We start from the raw sequence: 19,148 nt of genomic DNA on the forward strand, positions 1-19,148 counted from the left end.
AGCCGTGACCATTAGGTTCACGCAGCAGCAAAAAAATCCATCGTTATTTTCTAACCACTTGAAGCTAACCCTTGTAAAGAGATCTTTCGGGCTTCACCTTTTAATAATTGACCCCTGCCGCTCAATCAATCCTTTTTTTCTTTCTCCAATTCGTGTTGAGTTTTAATTCCCGCTCAGGCCGTAAACGGCCTGTTACGGAGCAGACTACCAAAACCAAATTTTAATGCTATGATTAAACCATTCCGAATTGTTATGTTAAACCTGCTGCTGACCGCAGCCTGCTGGCAGATGTCGGCGCCGCTGGCGCACGCACAAACGCCCGTGCAGAAGAACGGTCAGCTTCGGGTGATTGGCACCAAGCTCTGCAACCAGTATGGCAACCCCATCCAGTTGCGCGGCATGAGCACGCACGGCATTCAGTGGCACGGCTGGGGCCGTTCGCTGAACGAAAACTCACTCAATGTACTGGCGTACGAGTGGGGTGCTGACATCCTCCGCATTTCCATGTATGTGCAGGAGGGTGGTTATGAAACCAATCCTACTGCCTTTACCAACCAGGTGAAGACCCTGGTGAACGAAGCTACCGAACGCGGCATGTACGCCCTGGTGGACTGGCACCAGCTCACGCCCGGCGATCCGAACTACAACCTGGCCCGCGCCAAGACGTTCTTTACAGAGATCGCCAACACCTTTAAGGGCTACAATAACATTATCTATGACGTCTGCAACGAGCCGAATGGCAACAGCGTAACGTGGAATGTTATCAAGACATACGCCGACCAGATCATCCCCGTGATCCGTGCCATTGACTCCGACGCCGTCGTGCTTGTCGGTACGCACGCCTGGAGCTCGATGGGGGTATCGATGGGTCGCAGCGCGCAGGACATTGTGAGCAACCCGCTTGCCTTTCCCAACGTGATGTACACCTTTCACTTCTATGCCAAAAGCCATGGCACTTCCTACCTGAACGAGCTGAGCTGGGCCGCCGACCGCCTGCCGGTGTTCGTGTCTGAGTTCGGCTCGCAAGAGGCTTCGGGCGACGGCCCGAACGACTTTGTGATGACACAGCGTTATATCGACCTGATGCGTCAGAAGAAGATCAGCTGGACCAACTGGAACTACTCCGACGACCCGCTGTCGGGTGCGGTATGGAAAACGGGCATCTCGCCGAACGGTCCCTGGACAACGAGTAACCTGAAAGAAGCAGGTCTGTGGATCCGCGACAAGATCATGAACCCTGCGGACGATTTCCCGGGCGGTGGCACCAACCAATCGCCTACGGTAAACATTACGGCCCCGACCAATGGCAGCAGCTTCACGGCGCCGGCCAGCATCACGATCACCGCCAATGCGGCCGACGCCGATGGCAGCATTACCGGTGTATCGTTCTACCAGGGCACTACCCTGCTGGGCACGGACAACACCGCACCCTATAGCTACACGTGGAGCAGCGTAAACGCTGGCAGCTATTCATTAACCGCCATTGCTACGGACAATGCCGGTGCTTCTACTACATCGGGCATCGTCACGGTCTCTGTCACCACCGGCAACAGCGGCGCAAACATCGCACTGAACAAAACGGTAACGACTTCGTCTATCGAAGGTGCCGGCCTGGAAGGTGGCAACGCTGTGGACGGCAACCTGTCAACCCGTTGGGCCAGCGCAGAGACGGCGACCGAATGGATCACGGTCGACCTCGGCGCAACCTATGCGGTGAACCGCGTGAAGATCACCTGGGAAGCTGCCTATGCAGCGAACTACGCCATCGAGATTTCAGCCGACAATAACAACTGGGCACCGCTGCGCACCGTAACCGGCAACACGGCGCTGGTCAACGACTATTCCGGCCTGAGCGGTAGCGGTCGTTACGTACGCATCTATGGCACGGTGCGCGGATTGCCTTACGGTTATTCCATCTTCGAGCTGGAAGTATATGGCTCGCTGGTAACAAACCCGGTAAGCAACATCGCCTTGAACAAATCTGTCACGACCTCTTCGATCGAGGCGGCGGGTCTGGAGGGCGACAAAGCTGTCGACGGCAACGGTTCAACCCGCTGGGCCAGCGCGGAAACTCCCCTGGAGTGGATCGCTGTCGACCTGGGCGGAACATACGCCATCAGCCGTGTGAAGATCACCTGGGAAGCTGCTTATGGCAGAGACTATGTTATCGAAACATCAACCGACGGCAATGCGTGGTCTACGTTGAAACCGGTTACCGGCAACACGGCCCTGGTGAACGATCACACCGGCCTGAACGGTACGGCACGGTACGTACGCATCAACGCTTCCGTGCGTGGCACCGAGTGGGGTTATTCTATCTATGAGCTGGAAGTGTATGGCACGGTGATCACCGCCGCGCGCACGGCCGCAGCAAACGAGATCGTAAGCTACCCCAACCCGGCCGACGACGAAGTGACCTTGCTTTTCGACGCCTCCTGGCGCGGTGGCAACGTCCAGTTGCTGGACTACTCCGGCAATGTACTGAAGCAAGAGAACATCAATAACAACGAGCACAGCTTCGACCTGCGCGGTGTGCCGACAGGAAACTACCTGTTGAAAGCTACCAACGGCAAGAAAAGCACGGTTCGGAAAATACGTAAGAAATAGCGTGTACTGACAGCTTGAAGAAAGGACATATAAAAAATACCCGGCTGACGACCGGGTATTTTTTTGTCTTTATCATACTTCCTCCAGCAAGGTCCGGAAGGCTACGTGCCGGTCTTTATAACGCTGCTGGTGCGCGCGGTTCAGTTCCGGCTCCACCTGCTCGACAAACTGCACCACCCGCTCGATCGAGGCCGCAAAATATTGGACGCTGTACGACACCGAACCATCTTCCTGGTCGTGTAATACCTTGTACATTTTCCAGTCAGCAAACATGCCGGTAGCCATCACCACCGGTATATATTGATCCTTCATCCACTGCACCCACTCCGCCTCAAGATCCTTGTCGATGCCGACTGTTACATTATATAAAAACATGGTACAAAGTTAATATGCCGGTCGCAGCCTGCCTACGCCAGCACTTCTTTCAGAAAATCATTTAACGGCTTGGCCGATTTAAGTGTGTCGGCCACCTGCTTGAGGAATTTCTTGTCCACCACCTCGGCGTCGCTAAAGTTGCGAATGACAATAAAGCTCTTCAGCCGCAGCCAGTCCGCATGCGGATGATCTTTGGGATATCCTTTGGGTGCATTTTTCAGGGCGCCTTCGTCCCAAAACTTCTCGAAATTGGCTTTGAACTTTTTTTCGCGAAAGATTTTCTCCAGCGTGGCGGCGTTGTAGTCTATTTCCTGCCGTACCCTGGCGAGGGTCTCCGGCTCGGGTTGAAACAACCCAATGGCCACAAAGCTTTCGCCGCCCGGCTGCACCTGGAAGTAATATCCCGGCATGCCGAGCCCTTTGCCGGCGGCGGAAAGACCCGCGCCAAAATTATTTTTGTACGGCCGTTTGTCTTTGCTGAAGCGCACGTCGCGGTAAATGCGGAAGATCTGCTTTTTCGGCTCCAGCCCGGCCAGCGACGTATCAAATTTGATCATGTCGTTCAACAGGGCGCCGATCGCCTGTTCAAAATGATCGCGTGCCGCTACGTACCGTGGCTTGTTCTTTTCAAACCATTCGCGATCGTTGTTCCTGGCAAGGTCCTTCAGGAACTTGAGTATGGGTGCAAACTCCATGGTGATACTATCGTGTGTGTTTATAAACTGTCGACTACGGTTTCCAGACCGATGCCCCGCGACGCCTTTACCAGGATTGTCGCCGACGCCAGCGGATTTTTTTTCAACTCGGCAATGAGATCATCTTTGGTGGTGAAGTGCCGGGCACCGGGCAGGGCTTCGGCCGTGGCCCGCACCAGGTTGCCGCACAGGTATACCGCGGCAAAGTTCTTCTCGCGCAGCAGGGCGCCCAGCGCGGCGTGCTCCTTTTCGGCTTCTTCCTCCAGCTCGAACATGTCGCCCAGGATCGCCACCTTCCGTTCGGCCTTCATGGCCGCGAGATTTTCAATAGCCGCTTGCATCGAGCTGGGATTGGCGTTGTAGGCATCCAATATAATAGTGTTGCTGCCTTTGTGTACGATCTGCGACCGCATGTTTCCCGGCACGTAGGAGGCAATGGCCTGGTTCGCTTGCTTGTCGTCTACGCCAAAGAATTTGCCGATGCACAACGCTGCCGCGATGTTCTCAAAATTATAGCTGCCGATCAGGTTTGTTGTGATCGTCTCGCCGTTCTCGGCGCGGACCCGCACAAACGGATCGGCATCGACCAGCTCGCATTGATAGTAGTCGCCTGCGGCCGGGTAAAATACGGGGGCGGCAAAACGCTTGGCCATGTTGGCCAGTACGGGGTTCTGTGATTGGATGAACACGGTGCCGTTATGCGTCAGCAGGTGTTGATACAGCTCCGACTTGGCCCGGATGATATTTTCATAACCGCCAAACGTGCCGATGTGTGCCCGGCCGATGTTGGTAATAAATCCGTGGGTGGGGTTGGCGATCGAACAAAGCAAGGCGATCTCACCCATGTGGTTGGCGCCCATTTCCACTACCGCGATCTCGTATGAATCGTCGATGGCCAGCAGTGTAAGCGGCACACCGATGTGGTTGTTCAGGTTGCCCCGGGTGGCGTAGGTCCTGAACTTCTGACTGAGCACGGCGCTGACCAGCTCCTTGCTGGTGGTCTTTCCGTTAGAGCCCGTAAGTCCCACGACCGGCATTTTCAACTGGCCGCGATGATACCGGGCCAGCGCCTGCAGCGTCGTGAGCACGTCGTCCACCAGCAGGCAGCGATCGTCTACTTTATACCGGGCTTCGTCAATGACTACATACCGGGCGCCGGCCTCAAGGGCCTGCGCGGCAAATTCGTTGGCGTTAAAACGGTCTCCCTTCAGCGCAAAAAACATCGCTCCGGGCTCAATTTTACGGGTGTCGGTAGACACCTTGCCTGCCTCCTTGAACCGGGCGTACAATGCGGCTATTTCCATACTGTGCTCTTCTATTTTGATACGGCCGTCCTTCCAGACTACGCCGGAAGAAAGTATCTTGCAGCAAGATAACAGGCCGTATCGCGACTACGTTATGTAAAGGGAGAAATTTATTTTACATGAGAAGGTTTTTACACGCCGCACTGATCCTCTTCCCGCTAAGCCTGCAAGCTCAGTTTACCTATACGCTGGATAACTCCGTGCCGATCGCCGGTGCCGAGGCCAACCTCGACCTGGCCTGGGCCGGAGGGCTGAACGCCGCCCAATACAACACGCTGGATCTCAACCACGATGGCAAGGATGACCTGGTGGTGTACGACCGCATGGCTGGAAAAATTTCCACCTTCCTGCAGCAGGACGGCCGCTATGTTTATACACCCGTCTACGAGCGTTTTTTTCCGAGCGAGATCATCAACTGGTTGCTGCTGCGCGACTATGACCACGATGGCCGCAAGGACATCTTCACCGGCGACAACTTTGGCATGCGTGTGTTTCGTAACGTTACGCCCGACGGCGACACGCTTGCCTGGCAACACATTCGTTTTTACAGCGGCCCGGGCGGCGGCATGAGCGACGCGGTATTATACAAGGGTGCCGGCGCTTTCAAAACAAACCTGCAGATGGCTCCCGACGACATGCCCTCGATCTCCGATGTAGACGGCGACGGCGACCTCGATATCTTCAGCATCAGCTTTGGCAGCACGGGCGGTACGGTGGGTTATTACAAAAACGTTGGCCTGGAAAACCACAGCCGTTATGACTCCCTCGACTTCGAGCGCATCACCAACAAATGGGGTGGCTTCGTAGAATGTGGCTGCGGCGATTTTGCTTTTAACAACGCCGCGTGCTTTGCCGGTGGCCGTCCCCAACACGCCGGTGGCAAAAGCCTGCTCGTACACGACTTTACGCACGATGGCATTCCGGATATTGTCCTGTCGGAAGCCGCCTGTAACCATCTTTGGCTGCTCGAAAACAAAGGCACGCTCGATGCCCCCGTGATCGACACCAACGTCGACTTTCCGGGGGCAAACGCACCGAACTTCTTATACCCCGCGGCCTACTATGAAGATGTCGATTTCGATGGCAAGAAAGACATTATCGTTTCCACCAACCTGCCCAGCAAACAGATCAACCCGGCGGACGCTGCTACCTTTATCGACCTCGCCCGGTCCAGCCTGCTTTATAAAAACAACGGTACGGATACAGATCCCACATTCACCTTTGTAAAGAATAACTTCCTGCAGGATGCCATGCTGGAAGTCGGCGACAATGCCGTGCCGGCGTTTCTGGATTATGATGGTGATGGCGACTACGACCTGTTTGTCAGCCAGAACAGCTCCGCGAACTTCAGCGCCACGATACAGGTATACGAAAACACCGGCTCGGCCACGCTGCCGGCCTTTACGCACGTCGAAGCCGACTACCTCAACTTCACCTCGCTGCGCCTGTATAACATCAAGATCCAGTTTGCCGACATGGACATGAACGGCAGCAGCGACCTGGTCTTTACCGCCACCTCCCGCGACGATGGGGTGACACGCTTCTATTACATCCCGAACCGTGTCGGCGGCAGCGCCGACTTTTCGTTGAGCGACCGGCAGATCATTACCCTGCCCACGTTGCCCAATAATGCAAAACTGGTCGATTCGGAGAATATATTTGTCGTCGACGTCAATCTCGACGGGCGTCCGGATCTTTTGTATGGCCGTACCAACGGCACACTCTTTTACCTGAGAAACACCGGCGGCATCAGTTTTGTACTCGAAAAGGATACGTACCTGGGCCTGGCGTCGAGCGTGGTGCGCCAGAACATTGCCTGCGCCGCGGGAGATCTCGACGGCGATGGTACTGTCGACCTGGTCCTGGGCGACCAGACGGGCGTTTTGCGCATCGTCAGCGACTTCCGTCGGGCAGCGCACACGAACGATGCCGCCACCGAGATCCTGTGGAACCCCCTGGCAGAAAAATATGAAGCGTACAAGCTGGGCGGGCGCGTATGGCCCGTCGTTGTCAACCTGTTCAGCAGCGCGCGGCCGTCGCTGGTGGTGGGCAACATGCAAGGCGGCGTACACATTCTGCGCCACGACAATGAAGGCGTCCTTCCTCCCGAGCCCGAGATCTACCTGGGCTGGAACCCCGTAAACCGCCAGACACAACGATTGGAAGTGTACATCGATCGCCCCGCCACCGCGCAGGTCTACAGCATCACCGGCCAGGCTATTGGCAGGACGTTGTACCTGCGGGGACAGGACAAAACAGATGTGCCTGTGACAGCGCTCGCCTCCGGCATGTATATTTTGCGCATCGTGGTGGGTGGCAAATCGTTTGCGCGAAGATTTGTCGTGCTTTAATACAGCAATTGCTTCATCTTTACTGGCCGACCCCGACTCCTTAGATAGTAGCGAGCCGATCGGGCCGTAATTAACGCCGCATGAATAAAGCCTTTATCTTCGATATGGATGGTGTCATTGTCGACAGCAATCCTTATCACAAAATAGCCCTCCAACAATTCTGTAAACAGCTTGGCTACGATCTGACCGAAGCGCAGCTGCGCGAGAAGATCTATGGCCGCACGAACAAGGATTGGATCTTCAATTTGTTCGGTGACATCGGCGAGGCCCGCGTCCAGCAATACGCAGAAGAAAAAGAGGCGCTCTATCGCACGCTGTATGACAAGGACATCACCGCTGTGAACGGCTTGGTAGCATTTCTGGAAAAGGTGGACAAGCTCGGCATCGCCCGCGCCATTGCTACCTCCGCCCCGCGCGCCAACGTTGACTTTTCACTTTCCAGGACCCATACCGGGCGGTTCTTTACCACCATACTCGACGACAGCTTTGTAAGCAAAGGCAAGCCCGACCCCGAGATCTATGTAAAGACCGCCGCGGCCCTGGGCTATGCGCCCGCGGATTGTGTTGTCTTTGAAGACTCGCTGTCGGGCGTGCAGGCCGGCAAGCGGGCGGGGTGCAAAGTCGTGGGCATTACCACCACCCACAGCCCGGAAGAGCTTCATGAAACGGATTTTATTATTCGTGATTTTGCCGGTTTAGAGCCTCTGGAGCTGATTTCCAAGCTTTTTTAGGGTTTTATTTGGAGATCGGTTTGTATTTATGGCCTGCTTTTAACGATATTTGCAGTCCCTTTTCGAAAAGGGCTAATAAATAGCTGAAATATGGCACGAGTTTGTCAAATAACCGGAAAAAGACCTCAGGTAGGCAACAATGTTTCGCACGCGAACAACAAGACCAAGCGTCGTTTTTTGCCGAACCTTCAGAAGAAGCGCTTCTTTATCCCTGAAGAGGGTAAGTGGATAACCTTGAAGTTATCAACCAAAGCAATCAAGACCATTAACAAAAACGGTATCTCGGCGGTTTTAAAGGAAGCTAAAGCCAACGGAAACCTGGTACTGTAATAATAAAGCAAAGAAATCATGGCAAAGAAAGGTAACAGAATCCAGGTGATCTTGGAGTGCACAGAGCACAAGACCAGCGGCCAGCCGGGTATGAGCCGTTACATCACCACCAAGAACCGCAAGAACACAACAGAACGTCTGGAATTGAAGAAATACAATCCGATTCTGAAGAAAGTAACTGTACACAAAGAAATTAAGTAACCATGGCAAAGAAAGTAGTTGCTACCCTGAAAAAAGGCGACGGTAAAAGCTTCGCGAAAGTGATCCGTGCCGTGAAGTCTGAAAAGACTGGTGCTTATACCTTTAAAGAAGAGATCGTTCCGGCTGACCTGGTGAAAGAAACACTCGCCAAAAAATAAGCTGGCCTAACAGAATGAAAGAAGTCCCCTTGAGGGACTTTTTTTTTATTTTAACTTGTACGCTGGCGTCTGCCGCAGGACGTCGTAAGCACCTGACCCACTATGTTCGGACTGTTTTCAAAAGATAAAAAAGATTCCCTCGATAAGGGACTTGAAAAAACCAAGGACAGCTTTTTTGGCAAGCTGGGAAAAGCCCTTGTAGGGAAATCTACCGTCGACGACGAGGTGCTCGACAACCTCGAAGAGATCCTGGTCTCGTCGGACGTGGGTGTGGAAACAACCCTGAAAGTGATCGAACGCATCCAGGCCCGCGTGGCCCGCGACAAATACCTGGGCACGACCGAGCTGGACCGTATTTTGCGCGAAGAGATCGCCGCCCTCCTGTCTGAAAGCAACACGCAAGACGTACCCGACTTCGAAACACCCTCCGATAAAAAGCCCTATGTCATTATGGTCGTCGGGGTGAACGGCGTGGGTAAAACAACCACCATCGGCAAGCTATCGGCACAATTCAAAAAGAAAGGCAAGAACGTTGTATTGGGTGCGGCCGATACATTCCGCGCGGCCGCCGTCGACCAGCTCAAGCTGTGGGGCGAGCGCGTAGGCGTGCCCGTTATCGCCCGTGGCATGAACACCGACCCGTCGGCGGTAGCATTTGATGCCGTAAAAGAAGGGGTGGATCGCAACGCAGACGTTATCATCATCGACACAGCCGGCCGTCTGCACACGAAGATCAATCTCATGGCCGAGCTCAGCAAGATCAAACGCGTGATGCAGAAAGTTATACCCGATGCTCCCCACGACGTTATGCTGGTGCTGGACGGTAGCACCGGGCAAAATGCCGTTATCCAGGCGCGCGAGTTTACCAAAGCCACCGAAGTGACGTCCCTCGCCATCACCAAACTGGATGGGACCGCGAAAGGCGGCGTGGTGATCGGTATCTCCGATGAATTTAAGATCCCCGTTAAATACATCGGTGTGGGTGAAAAGACAGAAGATCTGCAGGTGTTTAACAAGATGGAGTTTGTAGACTCCCTGTTCAAACGCAAAGGCTAGGCGGGGTTGCGCTAGTTCTCCGGCGTACTCCCTTCTGCTGCCGCAGGCGTAGGTGCGGCAACCGTCGGCACCTTGGCCTTGCCAAGCGGTATCCTGAATAACAACATGTAGTTAAAGCCCCAGGTAGACGGCTTGTCCGTGCGACCAAAACCCGGCACATCGCTGGGTATCATCTCGCCTGTTTCGTTGGTCTTCAGGCCGAACTTAAAGCGAGCGGTATACCCCATCCAAAAACCGCCGATCATCTTTACGCGCAGTCCCGTGGTCAGCTCGTACCAGTGGCCGTTGACGCTGGAGTTGTGATACTCTTTTCCGATAATATCGCCAAAGTCGGGATCGGAGGTGTTCACGGTGAGGTGCTCCGAGAAGGTCGATCGTCCGTACCGCATGCCGAAAAAGAACATGTTCTTCTCGGGGTCCTTTGTGAGGAAGTTAACGTCTATGCCCGCACGGAAATAGCGGCCGTCGTTGTCGTATAAATTGCCACTGCCGTCAAAGCTGCGGGACCAGGTACCATATTCCAACGCCAGAAAATACCGGTCAAAATCCACATCGGCATCTACCTCCCACCCCGAAAACGTATTGTCGTAAAAATTACGGGCAATCGAAAGGCCGTCTGTACCGAAGCGTACACCGGTGGGAATAAACCGCCGCGGGTCTTTCTTCACCTTGACCGTGTCCTTTGCGGGGGTCGCTTCACCCGACGCAGCGTTGGTCTCTTTTTTGGGTACGGCCGGTTGCCGCGGGGCAGCGTGCTGCGCCAGGGTAACGGTGGCAACCAATATAAACGCTATGCTACTGATCAGCCGCATGGATAACCTGAATGTTAGTATAGGTGGTGGGAGGGTTGTGTAACGTGCTCGCGTTGGTGGTACCGCCGGGCGCTACGATGATATTGTTCGTACCGCCGTCGTCGCCAACCTCTGCCAGCTCAGTATAGGTGATCAGATCGCCGCAATTGGGCAGGTCACTGGGGCGACGCGTACTCGTATAGCTAAGCCGTACCGTGTCCGTGGGGATGTTGGCGTCTGCATATTCTATATAAAATATCGTTTGGTTACTGGCCGGATTTACGGGCAATGTAACGACACGGAGATCCTGGTTGGCCGCATATACCGCACCCGCGGCATAGTCGGATGTAATTCGCTTGACGGCGATCGTGTCGTCCTGAGTCTGGGTTGTTGTCTGGGCGGATGTATACCGGCGGAAGACCAGCCGGGCCAGGTTCGTTTGCGGGCAACGATATAACCGCACGTTGCTCGAGGGCGGATCGGTGAGATAATCCAGAAACTCGTTGTCGTCGTCTATGCCCAGGCTGTCGACGGCGGCCAAACCATCCGCCACCGTGATCGCCATATTTTCTACCGCGAGTATGTCAGGACACAGCGCAGGAAAGGGATTTCGTGTGCGGGTCGTATACGTCACTTCTAAATTCAGCGGGGCAGTTCCGCCACGCGTGTGGAAATGAAAGGTGGTCTGCGTGGCATCGGGGTTTACCGGCAAATAAAAGATCGAGCGGCTGGCCCTGCGGTAAAATACATCGCTGCTGTAATCGGTGGTAATGCTGTCTACCGCCAGAGAGCCCGCCTTGCTGGTGTAATCGGCGGTGGCGCTGGTCGGGGGTGACATATCAAAGAAGGCCACACCTACGTATCGGGGGTTGGGACAACGCAGCAGCTCGACGTTTATCGCGCCGGCCGCCTTGTTGGGTGCGCCGCTGATCACCCGCACGGAGTCTATGTCGGAGTCCGCGGCCCGGAGGTCGGACAATTCGTAGCGTGAGCCGCAATCGGGGGAAATGAACTGCGTCTTGAGCAGGTATTCCAGGTTCACATAATTCGTGCGGCCGTCTTCGTACGAAAACGTGATCGTCGATTGGGTCGTCGTAAAATTGACGGGAACGTATACGCTGGAGGTCACCGTGTCGGGCACGATGCTGCTGGTACCGCTTATCTCCACCATCGTCAGTCGCACGGTGTCGGCGCGGTTGGTACCGATCACCCGAAAAACAAAGCCGACGACATTATTATTTAGACGAAAACAGTCGGGATCGTCGAGGCAAGAAACGGCCAAAATCAGGAAAAAAATGAACCAGGACGACTTTTTCATGGTTTGGTTTGAGGCTGTAAAGATACTTTAACGCCCGGAAGCCCAAATTCCGTGCCCGTTTATTTTTGTACTTTTGCAGCCGGAAAGGCATTTGGGTGCCCGTTTCATCCGGGCCGCCTCCACATCTGCCAAGAGACATGAAGACAAAGGGAAATAAAAAGACGAAAGTCAACATTGTAACGCTGGGCTGCTCCAAGAACCTGGTGGATTCTGAAGCACTGCTCACGCAGCTCCGGGGCAACGGCATCAACGCGGTGCACGAGTCGAGCGACGACGACGCCAGCGTCGTGGTGATCAATACCTGCGGGTTTATCGACAACGCCAAGCAGGAGTCCATCGACACCATTCTGCGGTATGTCGACGCCAAGGAAGAAGGCATTGTCGATAAAGTGTACGTCACCGGCTGTCTGTCCCAACGCTACAAAGACGATCTTGAAAAAGAAATTCCCGATGTGGATGCCTGGTTCGGTACCCGCGACCTGTCACGGCTGCTGAAAGTCTTCAAAGCCGACTATAAGACCGAGCTGGTAGGCGAGCGGATCCTGACCAATCCCAGCCACTACGCATACCTGAAAATATCCGAGGGCTGCGACCGCCCCTGCTCATTTTGCGCCATTCCGCTGATGCGCGGCGGTCACATCTCGCGCCCCCTGGAAGAGCTGGTGCTCGAGGCAAAAAACCTGGCCAAGAACGGCACCAAAGAATTGTTGCTCATCGCGCAGGACTCGACCTACTACGGTCTCGACCTGTATAAAAAACGCAACCTGGCCGAGCTGATGCAACGCCTGTCCGACGTGGACGGCATCGACTGGATCCGCCTGCACTATGCGTTCCCCGCGGGATTCCCGATGGACGTACTCGACGTCATGGCCGAGCGGCCCAACATCTGCAAATATCTCGACATTCCCCTGCAGCACGGCTCGTCTAACATGCTGCAGATCATGCGTCGCGGCACAACACGCGAGAAGACCGAGCAACTGCTCGCCACGATCCGCGAGCGTGTACCCGGCATCGCCATCCGCACAACCATGATCGCCGGCCACCCTGGTGAAACACAAGCCGAGCACAAAGAGATGCTGCGCTTTATCGAGCGGTCGCGGTTCGACCGGCTGGGTGTATTCGCATACTCGCACGAGGAGAACACACACGCATACTCCATGCCCGACGATGTACCCGATGATGTAAAGCAAGAACGCGTAGAAGAGATCATGGAGCTGCAACAAGGCATATCCCTGGAGTTGAATCAACAACGGGTGGGCAAGACACTCAACGTGCTGATCGACCGGAAAGAGGGCGGCACCTTTATCGGCAGAACCGAGTTCGACTCACCCGAGGTGGATAACGAGGTCATCATTCAAAGCCCCGACAAATACCTCCGCATCGGCGACTTTGCCCAGGTAAAGATCAACTCGGCTACAGAGTTCGACCTGACGGGAGAGGTCGTGTCGTAGGGCTGGAGCTTTAACAGATCATTAACAAATTTTATCGTCTAAAGGCGGGCTGCGCTTCTCCGGTGATAGAATTCTTCTAAACATAATACAATTAATTCCCGTTATTCGGGGTGTAGTTTCTGAGTCCACCAACCTCCGCGCCTTTTTATGCAGCTTGAGAAAATTTCCTTTGCTGACACCCACGCATTTCATCCGTTCTTTCTCGATTACATTCAGCAAAAAGAATCCCTCCGCCCTTTTTACAATCGCTTTCCGACACCGGGCGAGTTCAAGCAGCAGATCGCCGATAAGCAGGCCGCCTTTACCAGCGACCGGCGCGCGACATTGGTTGACGTGCTGCAACGGCAGTACAAAGACGTTACGGCACCCGAGGCTGTACAGGTCAATATCAAGGCGCTGGGCGATAACAAAACCTTTACCGTCACCACCGGCCACCAGCTGAATATTTTCACAGGACCGCTATACTTCATTTATAAGATCGTAACGGTCATCAACACCTGCCGTCAGCTGAAAGAGAACTATCCCGACTACACCTTTGTGCCGGTATACTGGATGGCCTCGGAAGACCACGACTACAACGAGATCAAATACTTTCGCTTATACAATAAGAAGTATACCTGGGAGACACCCCAGCAAGGAGCCGTCGGCCGGTTCTCTACAAAAGATCTGGCGACGCTGCTGCGTGAAGTCCCCGGCGACATCAAGCTGTTCCAGGAAGCCTATACCAAAAACAAATCCCTGAGCGGCGCCGTGCGGCATTATGTCAACGCCCTGTTTGGTGCCGAGGGCCTCGTCGTGATCGATGCGGACGAGGCGGCGTTCAAAGCCGGCTTCCGCGACGTGATGCGGCAGGACATCTTTGACAACGTTCCCAAGAAACAAGTCGAACAAACCACGCAGGCCTTAGAGGCTCAAGGCTACAAGCCGGCAGTAAACGGCCGCGAGATAAACTTCTTTTACCTCGACGAAGGCCTGCGTGCCCGGATCGAAAAAGTGGGTGATCAGTTTCAGGTGGTCGACACCGACATATCGTTTACTGCTGAAGCGCTCCGCGCGCTCATCGATCAGCAGCCTGAAAAATTCAGTCCCAACGTTATTCTCCGTCCGCTATACCAGGAGATGATCCTGCCGAACCTGGCCTATGCCGGCGGTCCTTCGGAAGTAGAATACTGGTTGCAGCTCGGCGGCGTATTCAAACACTTTCAGGTGCCGTTCCCCATCCTCATGCCCCGCAATTTTGCGTTGGTGATGGAACACACGACACACCGTAAGTTCCTCAAGACGGAACTTCACATCCGCGATTTCTTTGAGGAAAAAAACTATATCTATAACCATTGGGTGCTGCAGCACTCACCGCGCAACCTCACCGTCGGCAAAGAGCGCAGCGACGCAGAGGCGTTGTTTGAGGCCCTGCGCCAGCGTGCGCACGAGATCGATACCACCCTGTCGGCCTATGTAGCCGCCGAAGGAAAACGGGCGCTGAACAGCCTGGAGAAGATCGAGCACAAGTTACTGCGCGCCGAGAAGCGCCTGCACAGCGATACCTTGCGTCAGATCGGGGCGGTAAAAGACCTGTTGTTTCCCAATGGGAACTTACAGGAGCGCACCGACAACTTCCTCAATTTCTACCAGCAAGACCCGCAGTTCATTCAGCACCTGCTCCGGCATTTTGATCCGTTCGATTTCCAATTCTATATCTTTGCGTACGAACAGCCCCTGGCAAACCCTGCATGACCAAGGCCGAGCTACGCAAACTTTATACGGAAAAACGGGCGTCGATGTCCGAGGCAGAATATCTTCACCTCAATCACCTGTTGTGCGAATATTTCTTTGCCCTGATCGATCTCTCGTTTGTGCGCGTGCTCCACAGCTTTGTGCCGATCGAAAAGTTCAGGGAGCCCAATACGTGGCTAATCATTGACCGCATCCGGCGGGAGTTTCCACACATCCGGCTCTCACTGCCGCGTGTACAACCGCAGACGGGCCAATTGGAGAACATCTTCTTCGAAGGCATGCACCAGCTGCAGGCCAATGCATGGGGTATACTCGAACCCAAACAGGGCGTACCCACCGAACCCGAAAAGATCGATATGGTATTGGTACCGTTGCTGGCCTTTGATGCCCACGGAAACCGCGTGGGATATGGCAAGGGCTTTTACGACCGCTTCCTGCCACAGTGCAAGCCTTCCTGCCAGCGTATAGGGCTAACGCTGTTTCCAGAACCGGTGTCGATCGACGACACCAACGCTTTTGATCAACCGCTGGACAAGATCGTTACCCCCGCGGGGGCAACGGTGTTTTAGCGTCGGCCCATCGGCCCTGGTTGATACCTCACGTTAAATTTCTCCAACGCCGAGACCGGCTTTCCGGAATATGTAATGCCATCGATCCGGATACTATACTCGCCCGTGTTGTCGGGTGTGTAAAAAGACAACGTCACGTTGCCCGCATCGTCTGTTGTTATGTCGGGATTCCAGTAGAGGGCTGACATGACTTGCGGGTACCGCTGTGTGGCCTTGGCATCGGCACCTGTCAAAAGTGGCTTTGCTGGCGTGATGCCTTGTACTTTTATCGTGTTGGCCGGTATGGGCACGTTGGCGGCGTTGCCGGGGATCGTGGTCTCCACCAGCACCATACCGCTTTTACCGATGTTACCAAACGGCCGCAGTTTATCGGTCGAACACACGACCTTGATCGTAGCAACATCTTCCGGCTTGAGCGACATGAAGTAGTCGGTATTGTCGGTCAGAACACCGTCGATTATATATACCGGTGATTCCTTGCCCAACGCATCCAGGTCTGGCAGAAATACGCGTACCACATGTTGCTTGTTGTGCCACCGATGTTGCACAAAGGGAATAATCTCGCGTAGGGTTTCCTCCATGTCGGGAAAGAGCAGGTAGTCACGCAGATTTACGGTAACGTCGGGGCCAAAAATCTCCTCTTCGAGGAACGCATGGGGGTTTATCTTCTCGTAGTTCTGCTGCTGCGTATGCTTTAGAAAACCATAAGCCTGGTCGATGATCTGCTTCTGTGCAGCAAAGGCGCCATACGACGAGGGTGCAGCTGTTTCCTGATATACCGTGCGGTTGTCGGCGGCCGGGGGCGCCGCCTCTTCCAGCGACATCGCCACGACAACATCTTTTACTGTAACACCTTTTACGTCGGCGCGGTAGTACACCCGATCGTCGCCGATAAAATCATTTAACAAAGGAAAGCCAAATCGTCCATCCTTGTTTACATAGATGGAGTAGGTCATAACGTCTTTCTCCAGAAAGAACGTAATACGCGTAGAGTCCGGTAGCGCTTTGGAAGAGTCCCGGAAGTAGGCTCTCCCCGCAAAACGGAGCGACGTACTAAACGAGTAGTTCGCGGGAGTATTGGCAATGTTCCAGACGTCTGCCCAGGAGAACAGTTTGTCTTGCTGCGTGATCAGGAAATTATCAAATACCGGCGGCGTGCTGGTCAGAACAGGCGCATAGGCCTCATACGGCAGATTGCCCGAAACCAACAGCGGGTGAATGCGCGGTGTGGCTGCCGGCGGGAACAGGTCGTTCTGATACACCGCCACCCGCAGCTTGGTTTTTGTTACACCGGCCTGATCTGCTACATGTAGTTTTACCGTTACTTTTTCACGCGTATTGTATACGTCTTTGTCGAAGGTGCTGGTGATCTGTACCGGTGCGGCTTCGTCAACAAAGAACAAACGCTCGGCCAGGGCCGTGCCGTCGGGGCGGAAAAGTGTGGCCCGGACAATGCCCGCAGGCAGGTTGTTCGCGGGGATCATGACCATGCCGCTACGACCCTCTCCAAACTGGATCGCCGCACTATAATACGCATGGCCCTGCGCGCTGATCACCAGGTAGGCCCGGGCATCGCCGACGGCAAACGTATGTTGTCCCGCCTGTAAAATAATCCGCACAGACGCTTCGGCTCCCACGCGCGTCAACAGCATATTTACACCTGTGGTGGTCGACGCCGGCAGCGCGCTGCGGGTGCCGGTATTGCCAACCGCTGTATAGGACTCGTTCGGCTGCGGTGCCAGGAAGAAAACGCCGAGGCCGGTGCTATCCGGGGTGCAGGTGGTTACCGTGCCGCCGGACGATGTAACAATAGCATACGGTGCTCCCGGCTTGCCGGTCATCACGACCTTGTTACTGACTTGCTGGATCAGGCTGCCACCTTCGGGATAGAATGCCGTCGCATAGGCTTGTTTACCGGCAAGGCTCTTTTCCGTAACGACCGGCAACAGCGTTTGGCAGAACAACGACCTGTCGTAATCCTTCATCCAATGACTATATGCCGTAACCGTATACATGCCCGGGGGAAGAGAACGTGGTATCACCAATTGGTTATACCCAAAGCCGTCGCGGATCAACACCTGTTGACGTATGACCGGCGTGTTCTTGTCGTCCAGCAACGCTACCTGTAGGATCTGCCGGCCACCGATGCCGCGCAGGCCCTGGGCGCTGAGAAAGGATAGGTGAAAGTAAGCCGTATCGCCAGGATAATACGCGGGTTGGTTAAAAAAGAGGTGCAGCTTCACGGGCAGGCGATTTTCATAGAATGCCGTCAGCTTCTCCTTCAGGCGTACCACAAACGGATCTTCCTGCGCCCACAGCGAATAGCCGGGTACGAAAAGCGTTATAAAAACGGATAGTGCCAGTCTTTTCATATTACCAAAAAGGAGGTCGTTGATTGGTTGCACCGGGATATATAGTTCGACAGTCGGTCTTGAGCGTATCGATCTGGGGGATCGCTTTCGGAATGTCCAACCGCCGGATAAAGACCGAGCTTTTTGTTACCGCGGAGGCTGAAAAGATGCCGTAAGCTTTCTCGTCCGGATCCGATGTACACCGTATCGTGCCTTTGATCTTCACCACTGCCGGCTGGAATATATCGGAAGCACTTTGCTGTTGTGCCTTGACGAGCTTCCAGAATGCGTAGATGTCTTGCGATACGCTCATTTGCTCCACTTCGATGTGATACTTCTCATAGAATAACCGCTTGTCGATGGGAATCTGCGCCACGCGCACGGTCTTAAATTCCATCTCGTTGATAAAATCGTTTTCCGACACCAGTGCGTCGGTGCTATACTGGGGCGCCCAACAGTCGCAGCACTCACACGGTCCAACCTGGTCGAGACCGGTCGAGTCGGTGTATATCCAGCCGCTGCACAGCGGGGGATCGGGTATTTCGGTCCTGCCTACCCCACGGGTTCTGAGCTCGGGAAAAGCGATGTAATGAAATATTCCCTTCCAGCGCCAGCGAAAGAGATTGGACGCGCCGGGTGTGCCCGTGGCATCGACATATACTGCGAATGCATCCTGCGGCTTGGTCAGGTCGTTTTGGTTGATCGAGTTCTCCTGGAACTGAAAGAAGACCCGATCGACTGTACCGGCGGGCTCCAGCAGTACGGGCGTGGATTCATATTGCCGGCCATCCTCCAGCGTAATACCCAACTGATAGGTATGGCCCACGACGCCCTGTATCGCGTCGGTTTGATACGTACCCGTGGCATTTTCGGTCAGGGTTACGGTATGGCCATGATCGTCGCTGATCGTGACGGCAGCACCCCCGACGTATTGGCGCTTGTCGAGATCCTTGTCCAGCGACTGCGCCGAGAAAAGCTGAACAGTATAGGGCCCCGGCTGATCGGTAATGGCACCATCGACCACAAGACCTTGCTCCACCGCAAGATTGGGAACCTTGAGCGGATCGACACATGCATCGGTCAAAAGAAATACAAAAAACAGTAACAGGCTTCGCATCCTCATGTG

The 19,148-nt window shown here is 54.5% G+C and carries 17 protein-coding genes; 10 read left to right on the plus strand and 7 right to left on the minus strand.

Annotation, left to right across the window (positions count from 1 at the left end):
• Positions 1–252 precede the first annotated feature (252 nt).
• Entirely contained in the window at positions 253–2,607 is a 2,355-nt protein-coding gene (locus KK078_RS19835; protein WP_254092053.1) for a cellulase family glycosylhydrolase, read from the plus strand.
• Between the two features lie 72 nt (positions 2,608–2,679).
• On the opposite strand, the gene KK078_RS19840 is transcribed toward KK078_RS19835, so the two are convergent.
• Genes KK078_RS19840 through KK078_RS19850 form a run of 3 tightly spaced genes read right to left on the minus strand, consistent with a single transcriptional unit; the run spans position 2,680 to position 4,981 of the window.
• Entirely contained in the window at positions 2,680–2,982 is a 303-nt protein-coding gene (locus KK078_RS19840; protein ID WP_254092054.1) for a DUF4286 family protein, read from the minus strand.
• A gap of 32 nt (positions 2,983–3,014) precedes the next feature.
• Positions 3,015–3,677: a DUF2461 domain-containing protein gene (locus KK078_RS19845; protein WP_254092055.1), complete on the minus strand. Its 663-nt coding sequence runs from the start codon at positions 3,675–3,677 to the stop codon at positions 3,015–3,017.
• 20 nt (positions 3,678–3,697) lie between these two features.
• Positions 3,698–4,981: a UDP-N-acetylmuramoyl-tripeptide--D-alanyl-D-alanine ligase gene (locus tag KK078_RS19850; protein WP_254092056.1), complete on the minus strand. Its 1,284-nt coding sequence runs from the start codon at positions 4,979–4,981 to the stop codon at positions 3,698–3,700.
• 119 nt (positions 4,982–5,100) lie between these two features.
• Here KK078_RS19850 and KK078_RS19855 point away from each other — a divergent pair, with 119 nt between their 5' ends.
• The 6 genes from KK078_RS19855 (at position 5,101) to ftsY (ending at position 9,808) form a co-directional block, all read left to right on the plus strand.
• Positions 5,101–7,332, plus strand: coding sequence for a T9SS type A sorting domain-containing protein (locus KK078_RS19855; protein ID WP_254092057.1), 2,232 nt, complete (start codon positions 5,101–5,103; stop codon positions 7,330–7,332).
• A gap of 80 nt (positions 7,333–7,412) precedes the next feature.
• Positions 7,413–8,063 carry an HAD family hydrolase gene (locus KK078_RS19860; RefSeq protein WP_254092058.1) on the plus strand — a complete coding sequence of 217 codons (651 nt, stop codon included), beginning with the start codon at positions 7,413–7,415 and terminating at the stop codon, positions 8,061–8,063.
• Between the two features lie 90 nt (positions 8,064–8,153).
• Positions 8,154–8,393: a 50S ribosomal protein L28 gene (gene rpmB, locus KK078_RS19865; RefSeq protein WP_254082665.1), complete on the plus strand. Its 240-nt coding sequence runs from the start codon at positions 8,154–8,156 to the stop codon at positions 8,391–8,393.
• A gap of 18 nt (positions 8,394–8,411) precedes the next feature.
• Positions 8,412–8,594: a 50S ribosomal protein L33 gene (rpmG, locus tag KK078_RS19870; protein ID WP_254092059.1), complete on the plus strand. Its 183-nt coding sequence runs from the start codon at positions 8,412–8,414 to the stop codon at positions 8,592–8,594.
• Between the two features lie 2 nt (positions 8,595–8,596).
• Positions 8,597–8,752 (plus strand): DUF4295 domain-containing protein, encoded by a 156-nt coding sequence (locus tag KK078_RS19875; RefSeq protein ID WP_254092060.1) that lies wholly within the window; start codon positions 8,597–8,599, stop codon positions 8,750–8,752.
• A 102-nt stretch (positions 8,753–8,854) separates the two neighbouring features.
• Positions 8,855–9,808: a signal recognition particle-docking protein FtsY gene (gene ftsY / locus KK078_RS19880; protein WP_254092061.1), complete on the plus strand. Its 954-nt coding sequence runs from the start codon at positions 8,855–8,857 to the stop codon at positions 9,806–9,808.
• A gap of 11 nt (positions 9,809–9,819) precedes the next feature.
• On the opposite strand, the gene KK078_RS19885 is transcribed toward ftsY, so the two are convergent.
• Positions 9,820–10,620, minus strand: a complete 801-nt coding sequence (locus KK078_RS19885; RefSeq protein WP_254092062.1) for a DUF6048 family protein — start codon at positions 10,618–10,620, stop codon at positions 9,820–9,822.
• Positions 10,604–11,917, minus strand: a complete 1,314-nt coding sequence (locus tag KK078_RS19890) for a hypothetical protein (protein WP_254092063.1) — start codon at positions 11,915–11,917, stop codon at positions 10,604–10,606. Before KK078_RS19890 ends, KK078_RS19885 begins: the two co-directional genes overlap by 17 nt.
• A 137-nt stretch (positions 11,918–12,054) precedes the next feature.
• On the opposite strand from KK078_RS19890, the gene rimO reads away from it, so the two are divergent.
• The 3 genes from rimO to KK078_RS19905 all read left to right on the plus strand — a co-directional run bounded on the left by rimO (position 12,055) and on the right by KK078_RS19905 (position 15,671).
• Positions 12,055–13,368 carry a 30S ribosomal protein S12 methylthiotransferase RimO gene (gene rimO, locus KK078_RS19895; protein ID WP_254092064.1) on the plus strand — a complete coding sequence of 438 codons (1,314 nt, stop codon included), beginning with the start codon at positions 12,055–12,057 and terminating at the stop codon, positions 13,366–13,368.
• Positions 13,369–13,515: 147 nt separating this feature from the next.
• The gene (gene bshC / locus KK078_RS19900) at positions 13,516–15,102 is read left to right on the plus strand and encodes a bacillithiol biosynthesis cysteine-adding enzyme BshC (protein ID WP_254092065.1); all 1,587 of its coding nucleotides are present in this window, start codon (positions 13,516–13,518) and stop codon (positions 15,100–15,102) included.
• A complete protein-coding gene (locus KK078_RS19905; RefSeq protein WP_254092066.1) occupies positions 15,099–15,671 on the plus strand; it encodes a 5-formyltetrahydrofolate cyclo-ligase in 573 nt (190 codons plus the stop codon). Before bshC ends, KK078_RS19905 begins: the two co-directional genes overlap by 4 nt.
• Here the strand turns inward: KK078_RS19905 and KK078_RS19910 are convergent.
• A complete protein-coding gene (locus KK078_RS19910; protein WP_254092067.1) occupies positions 15,668–18,043 on the minus strand; it encodes a hypothetical protein in 2,376 nt (791 codons plus the stop codon). The two genes, KK078_RS19905 and KK078_RS19910, sit on opposite strands and share 4 nt — an antisense overlap.
• 1 nt (position 18,044) lies before the next feature.
• Complete coding sequence (locus tag KK078_RS19915; RefSeq protein WP_254092068.1) at positions 18,045–19,145, minus strand: DUF4249 domain-containing protein; 1,101 nt, start codon at positions 19,143–19,145, stop codon at positions 18,045–18,047.
• Between the last annotated feature and the right edge of the window lie 3 nt (positions 19,146–19,148).

Source organism: Dawidia soli, from assembly GCF_018598185.1.
In the GTDB taxonomy this organism is placed as follows: Bacteria; Bacteroidota; Bacteroidia; order Cytophagales; family Cyclobacteriaceae; genus Ohtaekwangia; species Ohtaekwangia soli.

What these genes read in the sequence shown, in the direction of transcription:
- rpmB (WP_254082665.1), top strand. Translation starts at nt 8,154, where the DNA reads ATGGCACGAGTTTGTCAAATAACCGGAAAAAGACCTCAGGTAGGCAAC.
- bshC (WP_254092065.1), top strand. Translation starts at nt 13,516, where the DNA reads ATGCAGCTTGAGAAAATTTCCTTTGCTGACACCCACGCATTTCATCCG.
- KK078_RS19910 (WP_254092067.1), bottom strand. Translation starts at nt 18,043, where the DNA reads ATGAAAAGACTGGCACTATCCGTTTTTATAACGCTTTTCGTACCCGGC.
- rpmG (WP_254092059.1), top strand. Translation starts at nt 8,412, where the DNA reads ATGGCAAAGAAAGGTAACAGAATCCAGGTGATCTTGGAGTGCACAGAG.
- KK078_RS19890 (WP_254092063.1), bottom strand. Translation starts at nt 11,917, where the DNA reads ATGAAAAAGTCGTCCTGGTTCATTTTTTTCCTGATTTTGGCCGTTTCT.
- KK078_RS19915 (WP_254092068.1), bottom strand. Translation starts at nt 19,145, where the DNA reads ATGAGGATGCGAAGCCTGTTACTGTTTTTTGTATTTCTTTTGACCGAT.
- ftsY (WP_254092061.1), top strand. Translation starts at nt 8,855, where the DNA reads ATGTTCGGACTGTTTTCAAAAGATAAAAAAGATTCCCTCGATAAGGGA.
- KK078_RS19885 (WP_254092062.1), bottom strand. Translation starts at nt 10,620, where the DNA reads ATGCGGCTGATCAGTAGCATAGCGTTTATATTGGTTGCCACCGTTACC.
- KK078_RS19840 (WP_254092054.1), bottom strand. Translation starts at nt 2,982, where the DNA reads ATGTTTTTATATAATGTAACAGTCGGCATCGACAAGGATCTTGAGGCG.
- KK078_RS19835 (WP_254092053.1), top strand. Translation starts at nt 253, where the DNA reads ATGTTAAACCTGCTGCTGACCGCAGCCTGCTGGCAGATGTCGGCGCCG.
- KK078_RS19850 (WP_254092056.1), bottom strand. Translation starts at nt 4,981, where the DNA reads ATGGAAATAGCCGCATTGTACGCCCGGTTCAAGGAGGCAGGCAAGGTG.
- rimO (WP_254092064.1), top strand. Translation starts at nt 12,055, where the DNA reads ATGAAGACAAAGGGAAATAAAAAGACGAAAGTCAACATTGTAACGCTG.
- KK078_RS19855 (WP_254092057.1), top strand. Translation starts at nt 5,101, where the DNA reads ATGAGAAGGTTTTTACACGCCGCACTGATCCTCTTCCCGCTAAGCCTG.
- KK078_RS19875 (WP_254092060.1), top strand. Translation starts at nt 8,597, where the DNA reads ATGGCAAAGAAAGTAGTTGCTACCCTGAAAAAAGGCGACGGTAAAAGC.
- KK078_RS19860 (WP_254092058.1), top strand. Translation starts at nt 7,413, where the DNA reads ATGAATAAAGCCTTTATCTTCGATATGGATGGTGTCATTGTCGACAGC.
- KK078_RS19905 (WP_254092066.1), top strand. Translation starts at nt 15,099, where the DNA reads ATGACCAAGGCCGAGCTACGCAAACTTTATACGGAAAAACGGGCGTCG.
- KK078_RS19845 (WP_254092055.1), bottom strand. Translation starts at nt 3,677, where the DNA reads ATGGAGTTTGCACCCATACTCAAGTTCCTGAAGGACCTTGCCAGGAAC.